We start from the raw sequence: 17,074 nt of genomic DNA on the forward strand, positions 1-17,074 counted from the left end.
GAAAAAGGCCCGTGTGATTGCGGGCCTTGCTCTTGCCGCTCTGTTGCTCTTGCGCTCAGTCGTCGGTCAACGCCTCGCCATAGCTCAGGCCGCTCAGGGCCCCTTTGCTCCATCCGTCGCCGTCCCAGATCCATCCGGCCGCCTCTAACTGTGCTTGGTCATCCGTGCCGGTCTGGGTAAACGTATACGTACTGGTGTCCTGTTGGCCCTGGCCAGTGACCTCGCCCGCCTCGATGCTCTCTAGGGCGGCGCGCAGGGCTTTGGCAATGTCGGTTCGGGAGCGTCCGGAAGCGGTCAATTGGAGTTCGAGCATGGGATGTCCTTGGGAGCGTTGGCGTTTCAACGGTTCATCTGGGCTAGCGTGGCGGTGTGGTGAGGGGGAGGCAGTCGAGGCTGAAGTCTCCAAACCAGACGCAGAGTGCCCGGCCTAAGCGTTCCATTTCCGGTAAATTGCCCATCAATAGAACACCTAAAAGTAAGCCGTGAGCCAAGCGTTCCTGGCGCCCCGCTCTGCCTGAGAGGTGAAAGAGGGTGTTCAAACTGCGGCATGACGCTGCAGACTCTCCTTCATTTCGCTCTGAGCTGCTCAGCTGTTTGGGCCGGGTTAGAGGCGCGCTTGGCTGACTTAAAAAAGTCTTTGCGCTTGATCTTCACCATCCGTCCGTCTGGGTGATGCCAGACGACGCCCTCGATGTGCAGGGGCTCCAAGTACGCTTTCAGCCCTTCGAAATCCCTAGGGACTTCAGGCAGAAGTTCAGCACCATGCTGCACGAGCAGATGCTGGTCAAACCCCTCTGGGTTCCCTTGCACCTTTGGACCGACAAGCTCGTACGTCCCCTCCGCAAGGCCCGGCGTGTTGGCCCAACCTTCTCGGTGGTAGCGGTCCTCAGGGCCTTCACCCACCGGCAGCCAGCCCGGCCAATGGCCCGTCTGCGGATCAGGCTCCTGTGCTGCCTCAAAGCCTTCTGGGGTCGTTTTTCCCACCCGCGCGTCATACCGCTTATACAGACGGCCATCACGTACCAGGCAGGACGTGCCGTCTACCTTCCGCGTCGCGGTCCCTTCGCCCGCCATAACCCATTCAGCACCTGGCACCACTTCGTCCCGAACGAGGCGGTCGCCCTCGTAATTCCGTTGGAACAGACTGACAATCTTTTTCATGGTTACCTCGAGGGTACAGCCTCAGGCGTGATCAGCTGCAACCCATCGGCAGTGTAGAGAGTTGGCTGTACTCGATTAGGGCAAGCGGCCGTGATCCTGGGCCCTCGCCTCAATCCAGACACTGAAGTCCTGTCCAAGATGACCGCTGGGGTCTCTTCAGCTTGGTGGCTACGCCCAGGCGTCTGCCATCAGTCGCTGAAACCGCTCGCGAGTGAGGGTGCGGGCAAACGTGATTCCAGGGCCAAGTGTCGGCCCTGGTAACAGGTAAGCCTTACCACTGCGTCCGAACTGCAGCTGGCCCCCGCGTGGCAGCACCTCCAGGTAGGACGCCAACTGCGCCTCGCTCAACTCGTACGGCCCTGTCCCGAACTCAATCTCCGTGGCGTAAGGCGCACGGTTGCCCACCAGAATCCCCAGCGAAGTCGCGTTGGCCTGCCCCGCGGAATACACCTGGCGCAGCAGGAGCTTGGTGCGCTCGTACTCGCCGGGTTCGGTGGCATAGACATTAATTTGAAGCCCGCGCCGGACGTGCAGTTCCGCTGAGCGTGCGCCATCCCGGGCCAACCCTCCCAGTCCTTTGCTGATAGCCTTCGCGCGTTTCGCCCATAGCCCTTTGCTGCCCTGTTCAATCTTGACCCTCATGTCACGAACTGCTCCTGGCGCTCGTGGGCTTCCAATCCTGACGGCCTGACACAATTTATGAGGGAGAGCGAAATCTGAGCACCCAGCCGCCTTCTAAAGCGTCCACAGAACTGACATGCGATTTCTTGCGACGTCCGGGAGGCGCCGGATCGGCGCCTCCTTGGAGCGTCAGGCGGTTGAGTACTGCCTGCCCCCGGCTCAGCGCGAAGTGGACGCCGCGTAAACCAAGTTTCAAATAGCTCAGGGCGCGGTTCCAATGGGGATCAATGGTTCTGCGCACACCCTGCTGCACGAGCTGGAGTCCTTCGGAGACGAGCAGGAGCGTGGCCACAGAGATCACCAGGATCAGGCGTTCGAGGCTGGCGGCATCACGCAGTTTGGAGTCCTCCAGACCGAAGAGGCCACTCTTATCATCCAAGAATCCTTCCTCTATTTGGAAGCGCTCGCCGTACTCAGCAAACGTTGCACGACTGGTGGGTTCATCGCTCACCACCTGCCACTGCTCTGGGCCGTCCGTGGACGGCCCAGAGCCACATGCACCGGCCCAAATCGGTGTCCGGTGATCGTGACGTTGTGGAAGCAGCGCGTTTCGCGCGCTGCGAGTTTGATTTCCCCGATGGTGCAGACCCGTTGCCCGTCTGGAGCGGCCAGAATCAGGCTCGATTTGATGCGGATGCGGAAGTGCCATCCGCAGACGCGGAGCCAGCCCATCAAGGCCGTGTCGCAAAAACCCCGATCCGCCAGGAGTCGAACATCGTGCAGCCCAAGAAAATCCAGCAGGCCTTTGACCTCGGCGAGGACAGGCAGGAGTTGTTCGGTGCCGACCTGAGCACTGGCATGCTCTAGGACGCGGGAGACGAGCGGTACCGCGCGTCCCCGGTAGAGGACGGCCACCCGGATCAGACAGAAGCGTCCGAACAGGATGCTGGTGTCCAGCGCCAGCGTCAGGAATGCGGGCCCCAATCCCGCAAGGCTCGGGTAATCAGGGGGCCATACACACTGCCAGGGGCGATGGCTGGATTCTCCAGCCACCGTCGGCAGCGACGTTCGGTGCTCTGGGCGACCGTGGCCTGGGAGTGGATGTGCGGCAGCCAGGAGGGAATGGAAACGCTCTGGGACAGCACCAAGCCGCTGACCATCCAGGCCAGCGTACGGGCGTTGCGGACGTCGTTCCACAGGGCGGGGTGGAGGTGGGGCAGGATCGCTTGGTACAGTCGGGGGGCGTCCCCGGTGGCATTTTCGGTCTTCACAAACAGAAAGTGTCCCCTACCGGGGACGCTTTCTCATAAATTGTGTCAGGCCATCAGGCTTCCAATCTCAACTTCATAAACACACCCACCAGTTCAGCGAACCGGTTGACCTCCCAGATAGCATCAATCAGGCCAGGTAGGTCGGTGGCCTGGATCTGCCCGGCGTCTTCAGGCCGGGCCAGGCTGAAGCGAATCACACGCCCCATCATCTGCATGGTGTCCAGATCCGGCAGCAGCTGGGGTCGTCCCTGGATGCGTGCGGTAAAGGCTTCCAGCATATTCAGGCAGTCGGTGGGATGGCTGCTCATCATGTCGAGCGTCCAGGGCTGGATCGTGACGCTGGTGCCGTTAGCAAGACTGAGTGACTTCATCGGGTTCCTCCTTGCAATGCTTAGGCGAGCAGCGCTCTGTGCAGCCTCTTGTTCTCGGCAGCCAATCGAACCAACCGTTCTTCGGGCAACTCCTCGTACGGGAGGCCCAGTCCGGCACGCTCCAGTGCCCGGTGCCAGCGCTGGAAGGGCGTGTTCAGGACTTTGTAGGGCAGCGTGCTGGTGGGAATTCGGCCTTTCAATTCCTGCCCGTAATTGATTTCGTTGCTCATGGCAATATCCATCAGGTTGTCAGCCCGGTCGCGTTTGCGGCGGCGCGACAGGGCATCTAGCCGTTCGGCCAGCACGCGCGGCGGGGTGGCCTGCACTTCTTCCCAGGTCAGGTACTCCAGCGCCTGTTGCGTCAGGGTCAGGGTGGGTGGGCGTCCCTCTGACTCACCCTTCGCCGGAGATGCAGCGGCAGCCATCTGCTGAGCCAGATCCCGCAGGCCGTTGAGCTCCCACATGGCCAGGAGCAGTGAGGGTACATCGCAGGCCTGCACCAAAGCAGCGTCTTCAGGCCGGGTCAGGCTCAGCCGAACCAGGCGGGCCAGTACGGGAAAAGTGGAGGAACGCGCCAAGGGAGGAACCTCGCCACGCAAAGAGGCACTCAAGGCATGAACCACCGATTGAAGATCCGCTGCGTGTCCGGCCATGTCTGCCAGACGCCAAGCGGCGACCGTCACAGTCATGCCCGCGGCCAAAGTCACTGGCTGCAAATACGTCATGGTCATCTCGTGTTAGGGGGACAACCCGTGCCAAGCGGCACGGGCCGGGAGAAATTAAAAGTGGTTAAGCCGCTGCTGGTTCCGCTTCGACGTAGGTCGCCAGGGCAGCAGACAAGGTGTCCAGCGTGGACTCAAGCAGGCTGTTGGGCACGTCGTAGACAAAGCCGTCTGGTTTCGCGGTACCGAAATCGCCCAGCGTGACAGGCGGCTTAAAGCCCTTGTTCACGGTCGCGGTCATGGTGAACTCGTACCCGTCGAACTCCTGAATGTCGGGGTTGCCGGTGCCCTGCAGGCTGCCGTCCGGGAAGATCCGGATCAGGCTGCGCCCAGCCGCGCCTTCGCTGTCCTTGGTACTCTGGACGATGATAAACGCCCCTGTGGCCAGTTTGGACGCGCTCTCGTAGGCGTAGATCTCATCGCCTGCCGTGCCCGTGACAATGGCGATGGTGCCCTGGAACCATTCACGCACATCCACGTCACCCGTGGAGGTGGTCTGGAAGGTGGCGGTGAGGGTGCTCTGGTCGATGATCTCTTTGTACAGCTTGGTCAGGCCCCGGCGGTTGCCCATCAACGTGCGCTTGGTGTCTTCGCGGGCAATGTCGATGCTCTCGATCAGGCCGAAGTCTGTCCATTTTCCGCCGTCTCCCTTGCGGAGGCCGTGGAATTCGCGCCCAGCAGTGACGAACTTATCGGCGTTCAGGACATCGGGGTTTTTCTTCAGCATGGGTCTTACCTCGCGTGGGTGGTGTGCACCTGAAATTGCTGAGTGACGCGGGTGCTGACACGGTCACTGGTCACTTGAGCGGGCGTGAAGAGTTTGACGCGGCCCCCAGTGCGGGGCGTCCCACTGATGCGGCGCACGAGTTGGGCGAGTGCCCGTGCAACGGTTCGGTCAGCGGCGATCGCGTCCACAGTGACCCAGTGCTGATCGCGCACACCCCGGTCGGTCAAGGCAGCCATGGGTTCGTAGACCTGCACGTATCCGTTGGGGGCTTGCTGCGCCAGATAGAGATGCAGGCCGCGCTCGCCCTTGGCCTTGGGACGCCCTTGGTCATCCAGCTCAGCCCACTCGACAGGCAGCAGAGCGTCATGTGGCCGGAGGAGGGGGACGGTCAGGGCCAATCCCTGCAGGCGGCTCACGACCAACACCAAGGGGTCTTGGCTGGTCATCACCGCTCCAGCACACAGGTACCGAGGCTGGTTCCCGTAAAATCGCTGGCCTGACTCCATTCACGGACGACCAGTGTGCCGCCGTCCCATGGAAGGATGGCCCCCACGGCGGGCAGGGTGTCTTCGGGGTGAACCTTCAGCAGCCGGATGTCGCGGTACGCCACATTGAAGCGCTGTGCGGCGGCGGTCGCAGCATCCAGCGCATTCCGGCCCAAGTTGTCCGGATCCTTCACGCTAAAGCGCGTGTTCGCCCAGATGGAGCCGTCGAGCGTGAACGTGCCCGTATGCCGGTACAACAGGTCAGCGTTGGCGACCAGCGCTCCCCGCGCCAACGCTTTCAAATCGGGCAGGCGGGTCACCGGGACGCTCCAGGGAAACGCCGCACCGTGACGTGGCCTGCCGTCACCAGTGCCAGAAACTCAGCCGCCAGTACGGCCCAGTCTGCCGCTGCCGCCCGCAGCAGGTCAGAGGAGCTCATCCCCGCCCGGTAGGTGAGTTCGATTTCGCCGGGCACCTTCAGGCTCGCCAGCTCCAGCGCCGCCGCCTCGCTCCCGGCCTGCTGGCTGCCCGAAGTGCTGTCCAGCGCAGCGCGGTAGGCCAGGGCTTTGGCCGCCCAAGCGGTACGGGCGGCCAAAGCCCGGTCACCGGTCAGGGTGTCTGGATCAATCTGGCGGCGGGCCAGTTCCCCGCGCAGCCAGACCCCGGCCAAATTGACGTGGGCCTGTGACGGCGCAGTGGCCCCCGGCAGCAGGGAGGCCACACCGCCCGCCGACACGGGGGCGAGCGTCACCGCTTACTCCGCCTCAACGAGCTCTTCGCTGCGCAGGTGGGCACGCACGAAGGCGGTCAGCGGTACCGAAGACGGTTCTGCGCCGATGGTGGCCCCCGTGTCTGGATCGGTGAACTCGCCACCGTACCCGGCAATCGCGTCACTGACCCGCACGGAGACCTTCTTCACCTGAGGGTCGTCCTGTGCCGGAGGGGTGGCTGCTGCCGGAGCCGGAGTTGCGGCTGCCTTCGCATCATCAAATTCTTGACGCTTGGCATTGAACGCGGTGAGGTCGGTTTTATCCTTCTCGGCTAGGCCCTCCAAGGCTTCAAGTTGCTTGGCGGTGTAGGCGTCGGGGTCGAGTTCGACCCCATTGGCGGCTCGGATGGCCGCGATTTGATCTGGTTTTGCCACAGGGAACCTCCAGCCACCTGCATCCGGCAGGTGGCCTGACTGTCAATGAAGGGGAATGCCCGCTGGCTTATGCGTGCTGCTTGGTGCGGAAGGCCTGTACGTCGGGCTTGGCCCAACCCACGACCTCGCTGATCGCCACGTTCTCAAACTGGCTGGTGATCAGGCGCTCGCTTTCCACGATCTCGGAGCCGTTCTCGTAGAACTCCTCCAAGCCGTTGGCCGTGTCGAAGGCCATCAGCTTCTTGCTGCCTTCCAGGGCCGAATCGGAGACGGCCATCTTGGGCGTCATGCCCAGGATCGAGGGCCAGTTGCCGTTATCGCGGAAGTCAGCCCCACGTGCGGTCGCGCCCGGCGCCGTGAACACGTCCAGTGCGAGCAGTTCAGCCAGTGTGGTGGAGTCACCCGTGATGCCGGTGAACTGCACGCCGTTCTTCAGGCCGTCCATCTGCAGGGCGATGATGTCAGCGAAGGTGAACACTGCACCTGCGACCGCCGTGCTGGCCGGGGCGGGGTTGGCGTTGCCGTCGCCGTTCAGCGCGACGTTCAAGCCCTGTTTGACCTTGCGGCGGCCCTGGGCACGGGCGATCTTGGCCAGGTAGCGGTTCAGGATGGGCAGCTTGGCGCGGCGCACCGCCTCGTAGCTCATGCGGAGCACGCCGCCGTACTTCAGGGCGTTCACGGCTTTGTCGGCCAGCACGATGCTGTACACGGCCATCTCGCCAAGCTGGGCCACGCGCCCGAATTCCAAGTCTTTTTCCTGACCGCTGTTGATGATGCCGGTGCGGTAGGCGGTGCCGTCGATGCCGACGCGGGTGCTCACCAGGTCGCCAATCTGCAGCACATTCACGGCGTCGCGCTCGGCGTCACGGTAGGTGCGCGCGACATACTCGGGGAAGAGCACGCGGTTGTTGGGGTCATCCAGGAACGCGCCGCCGGTGTTGGCGAAGTCGCCCTTGGTGCGAATGTTCGCGGCGGCCAGGAGCTGCTGGTAGGCGTCCACGCTCTGGCCATGGGAATTGGTGACGCCGGGGCGGGCCAGCGACTCGTCGATGTCGCCTTTGCGTAGCAGGTCGTTCATCAACTGAGAGAAGGTCATGTTGTTGCTCTTGGCGTCCTGGTACAACCCGACTTCGAGTTGGGTCAGCTTGGTGATTTTCGTCATGTGCAGCTCCTGTGGGCACAAAAAACCGCCCGGTGAGGGGCGGTTTGGGTGTAGAGGGAAGGCGGGGGCGGGCGCGTTAGCCCAGGTCAATGGCGGCGAGGCCCGCAGCAACCCCGATCACGAGCACTTCTTTGCCGGTGGCGCTGACCTTGGCCGCACCCGCGCCGTCCACGCTGACTTTTTGCAGGCCGAAGACGGCGGCCCCCGTCCAGCGCACGACAATGACGCCGCGCGTGAACACGGTGCCCGCGAGGTCGACTTCTTTGGTTTCGGTGCGGCCCAGGAGAGGGGCGTCGGCGGCGCCACGGGCGGCGGTGCCTGCAGCGGTCATGGTGACAGCGTCACCGATCACCACATTGGCGTCGAGGGCGAAGGTCAGTCCGGTGTTGTGTTGCCCGGCATACTCGATATTGTTGAATTTCACGGCGACTCCTTATTTCGGATTGAGAGGGTGGCAGGATGGATTGAGTGCTTAAACCGCGTCGAAGTCGCGAGGCTTCTGACGGTTAGTTTCGGTTTCAGGGGCTGAGTCGCTGAGCTGGGTGTTGGGCACGGCGGCATCCCGCTGCAGGCGCAGGCGTTCGACTTCCTCGCGGATGTCGGTCAGGGTCAGGGCGCTGTAGGCGCGGCGGGCACGCTCGGCAGCGGGGCTGGCCTTGTCGCCGCCGCCGCTCAGGGTGACGTGCAGGCCCTGCAATTCTTCGAGCAGGTCAGTGCGGTAAGTGCGTCCATCGGCGGCTTCGGCGGCTAGGGTGGCCAGGGGCGCAGCCGTGCCTTCGGCGTCTTTGGGCTCTAAGCCCAGAGCGGCGGCGAGGCGTTCGCGCTCGGCCTGGGCGCCGCGCTCTTCGGCACTCTGGATTTGGGCAGTGAGCAGGGCCTGAACCTCTGCGGGTTCGACCTCGCGGGCGGAGCCGTCGAGCAGCTTGAGGGTGAGTCGGGCCATCGTGTCCTCCTGTGGAGTGAAGTCCGCCGGGGCGGGGGGAGAGGCTGCGGGGGTGCCCGCGTCCGGCTGGACGACGGCCTTCTGAAACGCCGCCGTCATGTCCTGACTGGCCGCGAGCTGGAAGCGGGTGTGTGGGGTAGGGCCGGCAGGGGCCGAGGCGTTCAGGCTCAGGTTGGCCGTACCGCTGGGGGCTGAGCCACCCACGCGGGTGCCCGGATAGGCGCCCCGGTAGACCAAGCTGCCTTCCGCGAAGTCAATGTTCCCGGTTGTCCAGAGGAAGCACAGCCGGGTCGTGGTCTCCCCGGTTTCGGGATCGACGATCTCGTAGGCGCGTCCGGCCCAGTACGGGCTGTTGTCATAACTCGCGCCGGTGATCGAGCACAGCACTTGGTCGTACCAGTAACCGATGCTGGCCTCGTTGATGATGCCGCCGTCAATCTGGCGCGAGAGCTGCTGACCGTTCTCGTCGTTCAACCAGTAGGCCCAGGTGTCCAAGAAAAGCGGCTGCATCGGTTCGCCGGGCGCGGGGCTGTTTGTGGCCTCGCCCTGCACCACTTCCGCGAAGTAGTAGGTGCCGATGGGCGTGGCATCGGTGACGTGGGCACTGAGCAGCGCGCCGCCCCGCGTGTTGATCTGCTCGGCGAGCGTTTGCAGGTCAGCGTCGGGCACGCGGGTGTAGTACGAGGTGAGCTGATTGCCAAACAGCCTAATGGGTCGGGCGATCAGGTCGGTTTCGCGCAGGTCGTTCTTGCCTTTGGCGCGCTGCAACACGTTGATGCGCTCCAGGTGGCCTTCGGGCAGACTGCCGGGCGGGGGATTGGCGGGAGCCACCAGACTGAAGGTGGCCCGGTGACGGGCATCGGGAGTAGGGCTGGTCATGGGGGAGAACCTCCAAGGGGAGAGGGCGGGGTCATGACGGCTCCGGCGGCGGGGCGGGCGTGCCGCTTGTGGGGCTCCACCACTCAGGCGCGCGGGCGGCGTCGCCGTTCACGATGTCGAACTCACGCATAGCCGCCTGTGCCCACGCGGGGCCAAACAGCGCCGCCAGCTTGGTGTGGGCCTCTGCCTTACGCAGCAGCGCCGTCGCTTCGTCAAGCAGGAAGGGCGAGCGCGGCACAACAAAGTTCATCTGCGCCCGTACCGGAATACCGCGCAGCCGCAGGTGCAGGTTCGCGCCGTACTCCAGCGCACCGGCCAGCGTGATCTGACCGTGAATGGCCTGCGCATGCAGGATTGGAAGGGTCACCTGCGCGAGGGCCTGCGTGGTGGAATCCATCTCCCCGCGCATGAAGGGCAAGGTGCCCAGTGCGTTCCACACGCGGTGTTCGTTGCCCTTCATCACCTCAGCGGCGCCTGCTGCCGACTGGGTGACCGGCACCGTGGTGATCTTGACCTCCTTATCCCCCAACATCGGGGCGAGGTACAGACCCCCGTCCGCGCTGGCCATGATCAGGTCGGCGATGGTGTTGAAATAGGCCGCCTGCGCTGCCGGATAGTGAGGGTCTTGATCGTCCATGCACCCTAACTGCGCGGGCGTGGGCGTGGGGATACTGGCGGTGATCAGGGCGCTGCGGGCCATCAGGTTGATGACGCGCTGCTCGGCATCACCGAGCTGGCGCTTGCGATCCAGCGGGAACAGCGCACTGACGAACAGCGGCAGGCCGTGCGGATTACGGTCGCTGGTCATGGCAGCCGCATACCGGTAGGTGAGGGGGTTCAACGTGATGGCTTCGCCCAGGCCGACCTGTTGGTGGATCAGGCTTCCAGAAGTCTGATCGCGTCGAATACGGATTTCTTCAGCGGGTACCACGGCCACGCGCTCGATGCCCCGGCGGCTGCGTCCCGGAATCCATTCAAGGCTACTCGCTCCAGCCAGAGCCAATTCCCGCGTTTGATTGTTGGCGAGGCCCTGCAGGCCGCCCCCTTCCGGAAAGATCAGACTGGAGAACTCGGTCAGCTCGGCTTCCGCCGCCTGAATGGCCCGCGCCCCACCCACGAAGTCCCAGGCGAAGCCGCCGTTGACGAGCGAGAGATGGTCGCGCAGGGTGCCTGCCACATCGTCGTCGCGCTCGGCCAGCCCGCGCAGCACCCGGATGATGCGGGGCCGGGTGTCGCCGGGGTAGCCGCTGAGTTGGTCGGAGTACCAGCCGAGAATGCCCGGCAGATCCATCGGGTCGGTGCTTTCCCGCGTGTTGGGCAGGCGGGCAAGGGTGGCCCGCACCTGGGACGCGGCGGCGGCGGCCATGTTGTGCAGCGGTGCAGCGGGCGGGGTGGAAATGGCGGGGGTGTGGCGCCACGGCCAGAGGGTGTCCAGCAGACTGATCGGCATCACCTCCTTTGGGCGGCGGCGCGAAATGCGGCGAGAACGGCGGCGGGATCAGGGCCAGCGGTCGTGAGCCTGATGAAGATGAATTCTGGAGCCGTACTGAGCACGAAGCCGTCGCCGTCATCGCGGCTGCGGCCCTCATGGCGCTTCTTGAAGAGGTCTTTGGATTCGAGCTGCTTGACCTCGCGCCGGACGTCTTCCACGTTCTTGGTGACGTAGCGGAACTTGGAGTCCGACAGGTCTTCTTCCAGCCTCGGCCCGGTGTGGCGAATGGAGAGGGTGTCCACCCTGTCCCCGGCCAGCGCGTACAGCTCGGTGATGCGGTCGGCGTATTTCAGCGGATCGTGCGCCACGCCGCCAAAGTGAATCTCGTGCACCGTGACCCGTGCGAACAGGCCCTTCAAGTCGGCGGCGTCTTTTACGCCGTCCACGATGCCGCCGCCGTAGCCAGCGTCCACCCGCACGCTGAGCTGGGTGTAGCCCGCTGCCGCCGCAAGGTCTGCGGCTTTGCGGATTCCGCGCAGATAGGCCTGGGTGTCTCCGGCCTGAATGGTCACGACCAGCTGCACGTTGCCGTCCAGATCGAGGTAGACCTTGCCCGCGTCTTTGCCGAAACGGGCACCATCCACCCCGATCTTGGCGAGATCGGTCGTCTTGGGTCGGGGCGGACGGCTGACGGCCTGTTCGAACTGGGCACTGGTGACGAAGGTGTCTCCGTCGCCCCCTTCTGGGGGAATGCCCAGTGCGCCGTACAGGAAGCCGCGCTGGGGCAGCCACCACTGGCCTGGGGGGAAGACGCGACCATCGGGGGCCGTGACCTCCCAGGCCGTCTGGAAGGTGTAGCGGGCGGGGTCATCCGCGTCAATGGGATGCGCCCCGAAGTCTTCAAAGTCGAACAACCAGCCGTTGAAGACTTCCCGGCTGGTGCCACCGGGTACGATCTCGCGGCCATGCACGACGTTCGGAAAGTTCAGGAGACTCAGCCTGTAACTCAGCACGCCCGCCTGGCCCTTCATACGCTGGAAGCGGCTGGTGCGGGTCTTGGGGTTGGCCATGAGTACCCAGAGCTTGACCCGGTTGCCAGTGAACTGGCGCTTGACACCGTTGTAGAAGAAATCGGGGATACCTTCAGCCTCGTCGAACAGCACCGCCTGATAGGTGTTGTGCTGGCCCTGCGAGCGCTCAGCGCCTTTGCCGCCGCTGTCCGAGGTGGTGCGGCCCACAGCGAAATGGGTGCCCGTCTTATTGATGCGGGCTTCACTGGGGAGAATCCCTTTGCCCACCTGGTGGCCTTTCTCACGGGCCATCTCAATCAGCTTGCGAACATCCTTCCAGAGGAGGTCGTTGACCTGCACGCTGGTCGGCGCGGTGCTGAGTACCATGCTGGCCTCACCGGCAGCTGGCGGAAAGCATTCGTGGAAGTAGAGCAGCACGCCCGCTTCGAGCACAAAGGTTTTGCCCAGGCCGTGCGCAGCTTCGCCCAGGAAGATGAACGGCACGTTGTCTTCACCGTCCAGCTGCCGCCGGATGGAATTCTGCATGTCGAGCAGGATCTCGAGTTGTCCTTTTGTGCCGTTCTCCCCGGACCAAGGCTCGATGCCCAGAATCTCCCGGAAGAACCTCAGCATCTGGCGCTGATAGCGGGTGAAATCCTGTTTACTGCGTTTCTTCCTCACTTCCGCGAGCGCGTGGCCCGGTGAGTCCGGCGAGGCGGATGCCGTTCCAAAGCTTTTCCACCTCGTCGAGGAACCGATCTCTCTGGTCGTCATCTGGCATCCACCTCCTTGTTGCAGCTTCTAGGTCTTCGCCCATTGCCGTTTGCAGGCGCCGGATAGTGCTCAGGCTGAAGGTCTTGTCCTCACGCATCTTGTTGATGCGGTCGACCAGGGCGCCCACCTGTGAGGCGATCCCCGCCGCCAAGCTGATCTCGATGATCTGGACAGGTCGGGTCGGGGCATAACTGAGGGGATCAGGCATCCGGGGCGCGGCCTCATCATCTGGATCGCCGCCATCCTGCACATGCGTCCGCATCTCGCGCACCCATTTGCCCCAGTCTGAGCGGAAGGCCTTGTCGAAGCTCATGTTCCAGCGCATCAGGCCTTCGTGCATCTCGTCGTAGCGTTCGACAAAATCCAGCGCCACCGCCCGCACCAGCGCCACTTCCGGCAGCAAATTCAGGGGGTCGGGGTCGGCCTCAAACCGAGCGATCAGTTCTTGCAGGCGGGGCCGGGTGGTGATGCCTGAATAACGCCCGCTGCGGATTGGCGTCAGTCCGCCGTGCAACCAGCAGCGGCCTTCGCCGGGATGGTCTGTACGTGCACCGGCCTTCTGATGGCAGGGCTTGCCGGTCTTTTGGAGCTTGGCCCCGCAGTAGTGGCCGCCTTCGGTGGGATCACCGGCAGCGGTAGGCTTGACTTGGGTTTTCCCTTCGCCCAAGCGGACGCTCTTGCCTGTGCCCTTGTTGTGGGGGGTTTCCCGCGATTTAGAGGTCGGCTTGGGGTTTCCCGCCGAGCCACTTGCAGGCGCAGGCGAACGTGCCCCCTCCTGAGTGCTGGCGCGGCCTTTACCTGCCGACTTCGGAGACACTTCCCGTGCCGACTTGCTGGCACCTGCTTTCTTCTTCTCGGTCACAGGGCATCACCTCCTAGAGTGGGTCGGGCACAGGCAACACTCAGCGGCCGCCTCAAGCCCGATGCTGAGGTGTGCTCAGGGCAGAAACAGTTTGAATGTGCTGTTCGCGGTGCGGCGCTGCAGCAGGCTGGGTCGGTGAACAGTGCCCAAATTCCGCTCAAGAAAGCGTTGGCCTCCATTCCGGCTGGGGCTTGGCCTCCCGCGACGGCCCCTCAGGAGCAAGGGGGTTAAAGTCACGTGCTGGACAGAGGAAGGACGCTCAGCCCTGCAAGGTCAGAGTCCAGAAGCGCTCTCCGTCAGCGACACCCCTGCTCTCCGTGTCCGGCGCCGATGTGACGAAAAGACAGGAGGGGTGAGAAAACGTCCACGGCACTGCGGTGTTCAAGCTGTCTCGCACTGGGGGCTCCGGCTTTGGCGGCAAGGCTGGCCAATGTGACGGTGTCGTCACCCCGGATGTATTCGCGGCGGATGGCCGACCAGTCGTAGGCAGCAGGACGTCCCCCGGTGCTGGAGCGGGGCTCAGCGGGTGTTTTGGTGGGGCGCTTGGCACTGGGCATGGGTACGCACCTCCTCGGGTGTGGAGTGGGGGAAAAGGGCAGGGACGCGGAATGCTCAGACGTGGGGGCAGGGCCGGGCACGACGAACGCTCCTCAACAGAAGGGGGGGCGTAGTTTTGAAGCTGTAGAGCTGGCAGGCTATAGAGGTGACCTCTGTCCCAATTCCTCTCACGGAAGCACTTGCCTCACTCCCGAGTTGGGTGTGGCCAACGATCACTGCCCTGCAGTACCAGGGCGTCGAGGTCACCTGCTGGATCAAGGATGGACAGTGGGCCCTCCAGGGCCAGCTTGAAGGGGACATACGCCGCACTGAGCCTGCGCCTTTGCTGACCGCGCACAGCGTGGATGAGCTGTGGCACCTCATGCAGGCCCTCATGCACGAACGCCGCGATCAGGGCCGCCCGCAATGACAGGAGCGGTACGGAACACAACGATTCAGGTCTGCACGGGCTGGGCACGCGGAATGCTCCTCGAAGAAACGGGGGGACGCGCTCTTAAGTCGAGCAGCGCTGAACCGCTCAAACTTGGCGTGCTTGTCCGAAAAGAGACATAGACCGCGTGCTCAACTGCATTCATGCCGGACACGACCATCACGATTACCCATGGCCGGATGTCCCAGAGCCGTGCCAGCTTCGCCTGGGTGGAGTATTCCAACGAACCTCTCCCCGACGATGCCAAAGCTCTGATCATGGCCAGCACCGCAAATAGGCTAGTGCTGGTGATCGGGCCGGACTTCAGCATTGAGGGCAAGGTGGCGGTGATCTCTATCGGCCATGGGGCCAAGTTCTGCATCGTGTGTTCGAGGGAGGCGCATCAGAAGTAATCCTCACAGAGAAGCAACTTTAGCGTTGTCTCGTTTGGGGGATGCCATAGATCACCTCCTTGGTAAAATGGGGAATGAAACTGGGGAGAGCCATTGTGTTCGCTGGCCTGCTTGCAGCCCTAGCACTCGTATTCTTCGCACCGCCAAGAATCTTCATCAGAGAAGACGGCGTTAAACTTCCTGCATCCGTCTGTTTACAAGGCGGCCGCCCAAAAGTTGGCAATGCCTGCTGGGAGAGCACCGTGATCGACTTCCCGGTACTCCTCTCGGAGCTTGCTGCTCTGGCGGTGGTGACGGGAATTTTCGCGGCTGCTGCAACTCCACGTGGACTTATGCGCCTATAAAAAAGCCCCGCGGCTGCGAGGCTGCCCGCCGTCTTCACCCGGACGGCTTAAGTTGTGGGATGCAATTAGTGTAGCAGCTACACTGTTACAGAACCATCACCCGAAAGGCTTAGTGCAGGCGCGGCATGCTCAAATACGACATGCCTGTTCCAATCATCCGCATCGAGAACGGCAAGATGTACGGGTACGGCTCCCACTTCACTTGGGTGGAATACCCCAAGGGGCTTCTTCCCGACGATGCTCAGGCCTTGATTAGAGCGAGCCAACAGGCTCAGTTGGTTCTCGTGACTGGGCCGAACTTTAGCGTTCAAGGCAAGGTGGCTGTGATGTCCATCGGGAATGGGGCCAAGTTTCGACTCATCCGCTCGGATTAGTTGAAGACAATCCCTTTGTTCGCCCACATGCTGGCTTCTTCCAGTTGCGTGATAGCCAAGGAGCGTTCACGGCTGTGCGGAATAGTCTCCAGAATCGTGTCATGTGCCTGCTTCAGCGCCGCTCGCACGGTTTCAATCTGCTCGACATGCTCAGGCGTAGGGCGCTGGTACTCGAAAGGATGCTTGGGCTCAGGCATGTGCAATGCTCCTTGGAATGAGGCGGCAACAAAAAACCGCCCGGTAAGGGCGGCGGGGAACTCAATTAGACTGCTCTGAATCTACAGATACAGTAGAGCAACCCCGAACAGATGACAAGTGGCTCAGGTGGTACTCCCCCCACGGATCGCCCAAGCGCACGGCCACCGTCAGCACGGCGCGGGCGTACTCGGGGGCCGTCTCTCCGTTCCAGCCGCGCCCATTGGCGTGAATCAGACTATTCAGGCCCATCCCACAGCGCAGGGCTTCCAGTCTCTTGCCGAGCAACTGGCCATCTGCTGTGCCGCTGGCCGCGATCTGGGTGATGATCCGGCCCACTTCTACCTCCCGGCATTCCCCCATCGGGGTGGCCAACGCTGTGGGCAGGTCGGGCTCGTACTCGCCCAGCGTGGTCACGGCGTCCAGACCCCCGGAACTGTAGGGCAGGCTGGGCCGCAGGATGACGGGCACGCGCACCTCCCAGCGCCTCAGGGCCTGATACCAACACTCGGCATAGGCGCGGGCGGTGCGCTGGTGGAGGAAGTCTTTTAGGGCGGGGCCAGGGCCAGCCACCCGGATAACGCGACTTCTCTTGGTTCCGTTGGTCAAGTGAGCCTCCGTTGGGTGAGGGCGTGAATCCTTGGGATGGATTTTTGAGGTGAAGCGCCGCTGCAAGCCCGGTATGGTGGAGCATGATCCTGAGTTCAGAGGCTGCTCTACAGCAGTACCACCAACTTCGCGAACAGATGGGCGCGGGCAACAGCACTAAGGAGCGGCAAGGGCGCATGCAAGACCTCCTCCTGTTTTTCTCGCAGAGCTTGCTGGCCCCCTTCCGCATCGCACTAGAACTCAAGGAGCCAAAGCCCACCTTCCATCTCCTCGTGAATCAAGGCGCTCAGGGGATGGACGAACATCTTTGGGAGATGCACGGCTATTACCGCGAGATGGACATGATTCGACTCGCAGTAACATTCCGGAACATCTACTACTCCGGCCATGTGATGCAACGGGAAACTCAGAAACTGGAGGGCAGCTTGATTCAAGCTATGCCGAATGTTGAAAATGTCATGCTGCGATTTCTAAACTCAGACGAATAAGGCCTCCTAAAGAGGGTACAGATGGACAGGCAATCTGGTAAGGCAGGGCTCGGGTCATCTACCCAGACGGCGTGGCTTCTTTTGGTTCTGTTCGTCAAGTGCGCCTCCTGTGGGCGGGAA

26 protein-coding genes are annotated in these 17,074 nt (G+C 63.0%); 4 read left to right on the forward strand and 22 right to left on the reverse strand.

Annotation, left to right across the window (positions count from 1 at the left end; genetic code table 11):
- Positions 1 to 55: 55 nt before the first annotated feature.
- The 20 genes from M1R55_RS11285 to M1R55_RS11380 form a co-directional block, all read right to left on the reverse strand.
- The gene (locus M1R55_RS11285) at positions 56 to 313 is read right to left on the reverse strand and encodes a hypothetical protein (RefSeq protein WP_249391863.1); all 258 of its coding nucleotides are present in this window, start codon (positions 311 to 313) and stop codon (positions 56 to 58) included.
- A 254-nt stretch (positions 314 to 567) separates the two neighbouring features.
- Positions 568 to 1,161 (reverse strand): DUF5565 family protein, encoded by a 594-nt coding sequence (locus tag M1R55_RS11290; protein WP_249391864.1) that lies wholly within the window; start codon positions 1,159 to 1,161, stop codon positions 568 to 570.
- A 168-nt stretch (positions 1,162 to 1,329) separates the two neighbouring features.
- A complete protein-coding gene (locus M1R55_RS11295; RefSeq protein WP_249391865.1) occupies positions 1,330 to 1,803 on the reverse strand; it encodes a hypothetical protein in 474 nt (157 codons plus the stop codon).
- A gap of 55 nt (positions 1,804 to 1,858) precedes the next feature.
- A complete protein-coding gene (locus tag M1R55_RS11300) occupies positions 1,859 to 2,293 on the reverse strand; it encodes a hypothetical protein (RefSeq protein WP_249391324.1) in 435 nt (144 codons plus the stop codon).
- Positions 2,290 to 2,766, reverse strand: a complete 477-nt coding sequence (locus M1R55_RS11305) for a hypothetical protein (protein ID WP_249391866.1) — start codon at positions 2,764 to 2,766, stop codon at positions 2,290 to 2,292. The genes M1R55_RS11300 and M1R55_RS11305 overlap by 4 nt, the downstream gene beginning before the upstream one ends.
- Entirely contained in the window at positions 2,748 to 3,053 is a 306-nt protein-coding gene (locus tag M1R55_RS11310; protein ID WP_249391321.1) for a hypothetical protein, read from the reverse strand. The genes M1R55_RS11305 and M1R55_RS11310 overlap by 19 nt, the downstream gene beginning before the upstream one ends.
- A 53-nt stretch (positions 3,054 to 3,106) precedes the next feature.
- Complete coding sequence (locus tag M1R55_RS11315; protein WP_249391867.1) at positions 3,107 to 3,424, reverse strand: hypothetical protein; 318 nt, start codon at positions 3,422 to 3,424, stop codon at positions 3,107 to 3,109.
- 20 nt (positions 3,425 to 3,444) lie between these two features.
- A complete protein-coding gene (locus M1R55_RS11320) occupies positions 3,445 to 4,149 on the reverse strand; it encodes a hypothetical protein (RefSeq protein ID WP_249391868.1) in 705 nt (234 codons plus the stop codon).
- Between the two features lie 64 nt (positions 4,150 to 4,213).
- Positions 4,214 to 4,873, reverse strand: a complete 660-nt coding sequence (locus tag M1R55_RS11325) for a hypothetical protein (RefSeq protein ID WP_249391869.1) — start codon at positions 4,871 to 4,873, stop codon at positions 4,214 to 4,216.
- 5 nt (positions 4,874 to 4,878) lie between these two features.
- Complete coding sequence (locus tag M1R55_RS11330; protein WP_249391870.1) at positions 4,879 to 5,319, reverse strand: hypothetical protein; 441 nt, start codon at positions 5,317 to 5,319, stop codon at positions 4,879 to 4,881.
- A complete protein-coding gene (locus M1R55_RS11335) occupies positions 5,319 to 5,678 on the reverse strand; it encodes a hypothetical protein (protein ID WP_249391871.1) in 360 nt (119 codons plus the stop codon). The genes M1R55_RS11330 and M1R55_RS11335 overlap by 1 nt, the downstream gene beginning before the upstream one ends.
- Positions 5,675 to 6,109: a hypothetical protein gene (locus M1R55_RS11340; protein ID WP_249391872.1), complete on the reverse strand. Its 435-nt coding sequence runs from the start codon at positions 6,107 to 6,109 to the stop codon at positions 5,675 to 5,677. The genes M1R55_RS11335 and M1R55_RS11340 overlap by 4 nt, the downstream gene beginning before the upstream one ends.
- Before the next feature lie 3 nt (positions 6,110 to 6,112).
- Entirely contained in the window at positions 6,113 to 6,502 is a 390-nt protein-coding gene (locus M1R55_RS11345) for a hypothetical protein (RefSeq protein WP_249391873.1), read from the reverse strand.
- 67 nt (positions 6,503 to 6,569) lie between these two features.
- The gene (locus M1R55_RS11350) at positions 6,570 to 7,664 is read right to left on the reverse strand and encodes a hypothetical protein (protein WP_249391874.1); all 1,095 of its coding nucleotides are present in this window, start codon (positions 7,662 to 7,664) and stop codon (positions 6,570 to 6,572) included.
- Positions 7,665 to 7,740: 76 nt separating this feature from the next.
- Positions 7,741 to 8,088 carry a hypothetical protein gene (locus M1R55_RS11355; protein WP_249391875.1) on the reverse strand — a complete coding sequence of 116 codons (348 nt, stop codon included), beginning with the start codon at positions 8,086 to 8,088 and terminating at the stop codon, positions 7,741 to 7,743.
- Between the two features lie 48 nt (positions 8,089 to 8,136).
- Positions 8,137 to 9,486, reverse strand: coding sequence for a hypothetical protein (locus tag M1R55_RS11360; RefSeq protein ID WP_249391876.1), 1,350 nt, complete (start codon positions 9,484 to 9,486; stop codon positions 8,137 to 8,139).
- A 31-nt stretch (positions 9,487 to 9,517) separates the two neighbouring features.
- On the reverse strand, positions 9,518 to 10,936 hold the full coding sequence (locus tag M1R55_RS11365; protein WP_249391877.1) for a hypothetical protein: 1,419 nt from the start codon (positions 10,934 to 10,936) through the stop codon (positions 9,518 to 9,520).
- On the reverse strand, positions 10,936 to 12,474 hold the full coding sequence (locus M1R55_RS11370) for a hypothetical protein (protein ID WP_249391878.1): 1,539 nt from the start codon (positions 12,472 to 12,474) through the stop codon (positions 10,936 to 10,938). Before M1R55_RS11370 ends, M1R55_RS11365 begins: the two co-directional genes overlap by 1 nt.
- A gap of 115 nt (positions 12,475 to 12,589) precedes the next feature.
- Entirely contained in the window at positions 12,590 to 13,564 is a 975-nt protein-coding gene (locus tag M1R55_RS11375; RefSeq protein WP_249391879.1) for a hypothetical protein, read from the reverse strand.
- Between the two features lie 296 nt (positions 13,565 to 13,860).
- Positions 13,861 to 14,121 carry a hypothetical protein gene (locus tag M1R55_RS11380; protein WP_249391880.1) on the reverse strand — a complete coding sequence of 87 codons (261 nt, stop codon included), beginning with the start codon at positions 14,119 to 14,121 and terminating at the stop codon, positions 13,861 to 13,863.
- Positions 14,122 to 14,321: 200 nt separating this feature from the next.
- On the opposite strand from M1R55_RS11380, the gene M1R55_RS11385 reads away from it, so the two are divergent.
- From M1R55_RS11385 to M1R55_RS11395, 3 genes are all read left to right on the forward strand, one after another.
- On the forward strand, positions 14,322 to 14,531 hold the full coding sequence (locus M1R55_RS11385; protein ID WP_249391881.1) for a hypothetical protein: 210 nt from the start codon (positions 14,322 to 14,324) through the stop codon (positions 14,529 to 14,531).
- A gap of 164 nt (positions 14,532 to 14,695) precedes the next feature.
- The gene (locus tag M1R55_RS11390) at positions 14,696 to 14,944 is read left to right on the forward strand and encodes a hypothetical protein (RefSeq protein ID WP_249391882.1); all 249 of its coding nucleotides are present in this window, start codon (positions 14,696 to 14,698) and stop codon (positions 14,942 to 14,944) included.
- Between the two features lie 469 nt (positions 14,945 to 15,413).
- On the forward strand, positions 15,414 to 15,662 hold the full coding sequence (locus M1R55_RS11395) for a hypothetical protein (RefSeq protein WP_249391883.1): 249 nt from the start codon (positions 15,414 to 15,416) through the stop codon (positions 15,660 to 15,662).
- Here the strand turns inward: M1R55_RS11395 and M1R55_RS11400 are convergent.
- Entirely contained in the window at positions 15,659 to 15,859 is a 201-nt protein-coding gene (locus tag M1R55_RS11400; protein WP_249391884.1) for a hypothetical protein, read from the reverse strand. The two genes, M1R55_RS11395 and M1R55_RS11400, sit on opposite strands and share 4 nt — an antisense overlap.
- A 61-nt stretch (positions 15,860 to 15,920) precedes the next feature.
- Positions 15,921 to 16,466, reverse strand: coding sequence for a hypothetical protein (locus tag M1R55_RS11405; RefSeq protein ID WP_249391885.1), 546 nt, complete (start codon positions 16,464 to 16,466; stop codon positions 15,921 to 15,923).
- An 83-nt stretch (positions 16,467 to 16,549) separates the two neighbouring features.
- Here M1R55_RS11405 and M1R55_RS11410 point away from each other — a divergent pair, with 83 nt between their 5' ends.
- A complete protein-coding gene (locus M1R55_RS11410; RefSeq protein ID WP_249391886.1) occupies positions 16,550 to 16,954 on the forward strand; it encodes a hypothetical protein in 405 nt (134 codons plus the stop codon).
- The last annotated feature ends 120 nt before the right edge of the window (positions 16,955 to 17,074 follow it).

It is taken from the genome of Deinococcus sp. QL22, assembly GCF_023370075.1.
Classification (GTDB): Bacteria; Deinococcota; Deinococci; order Deinococcales; family Deinococcaceae; genus Deinococcus.

What these genes read in the sequence shown, in the direction of transcription:
- M1R55_RS11285 (WP_249391863.1), bottom strand. Translation starts at nt 313, where the DNA reads ATGCTCGAACTCCAATTGACCGCTTCCGGACGCTCCCGAACCGACATT.
- M1R55_RS11290 (WP_249391864.1), bottom strand. Translation starts at nt 1,161, where the DNA reads ATGAAAAAGATTGTCAGTCTGTTCCAACGGAATTACGAGGGCGACCGC.
- M1R55_RS11295 (WP_249391865.1), bottom strand. Translation starts at nt 1,803, where the DNA reads ATGAGGGTCAAGATTGAACAGGGCAGCAAAGGGCTATGGGCGAAACGC.
- M1R55_RS11315 (WP_249391867.1), bottom strand. Translation starts at nt 3,424, where the DNA reads ATGAAGTCACTCAGTCTTGCTAACGGCACCAGCGTCACGATCCAGCCC.
- M1R55_RS11320 (WP_249391868.1), bottom strand. Translation starts at nt 4,149, where the DNA reads ATGACGTATTTGCAGCCAGTGACTTTGGCCGCGGGCATGACTGTGACG.
- M1R55_RS11325 (WP_249391869.1), bottom strand. Translation starts at nt 4,873, where the DNA reads ATGCTGAAGAAAAACCCCGATGTCCTGAACGCCGATAAGTTCGTCACT.
- M1R55_RS11330 (WP_249391870.1), bottom strand. Translation starts at nt 5,319, where the DNA reads ATGACCAGCCAAGACCCCTTGGTGTTGGTCGTGAGCCGCCTGCAGGGA.
- M1R55_RS11350 (WP_249391874.1), bottom strand. Translation starts at nt 7,664, where the DNA reads ATGACGAAAATCACCAAGCTGACCCAACTCGAAGTCGGGTTGTACCAG.
- M1R55_RS11360 (WP_249391876.1), bottom strand. Translation starts at nt 9,486, where the DNA reads ATGACCAGCCCTACTCCCGATGCCCGTCACCGGGCCACCTTCAGTCTG.
- M1R55_RS11365 (WP_249391877.1), bottom strand. Translation starts at nt 10,936, where the DNA reads ATGCCGATCAGTCTGCTGGACACCCTCTGGCCGTGGCGCCACACCCCC.
- M1R55_RS11370 (WP_249391878.1), bottom strand. Translation starts at nt 12,474, where the DNA reads ATGCAGAATTCCATCCGGCGGCAGCTGGACGGTGAAGACAACGTGCCG.
- M1R55_RS11380 (WP_249391880.1), bottom strand. Translation starts at nt 14,121, where the DNA reads ATGCCCAGTGCCAAGCGCCCCACCAAAACACCCGCTGAGCCCCGCTCC.
- M1R55_RS11390 (WP_249391882.1), top strand. Translation starts at nt 14,696, where the DNA reads ATGCCGGACACGACCATCACGATTACCCATGGCCGGATGTCCCAGAGC.
- M1R55_RS11395 (WP_249391883.1), top strand. Translation starts at nt 15,414, where the DNA reads ATGCTCAAATACGACATGCCTGTTCCAATCATCCGCATCGAGAACGGC.
- M1R55_RS11400 (WP_249391884.1), bottom strand. Translation starts at nt 15,859, where the DNA reads ATGCCTGAGCCCAAGCATCCTTTCGAGTACCAGCGCCCTACGCCTGAG.
- M1R55_RS11410 (WP_249391886.1), top strand. Translation starts at nt 16,550, where the DNA reads ATGATCCTGAGTTCAGAGGCTGCTCTACAGCAGTACCACCAACTTCGC.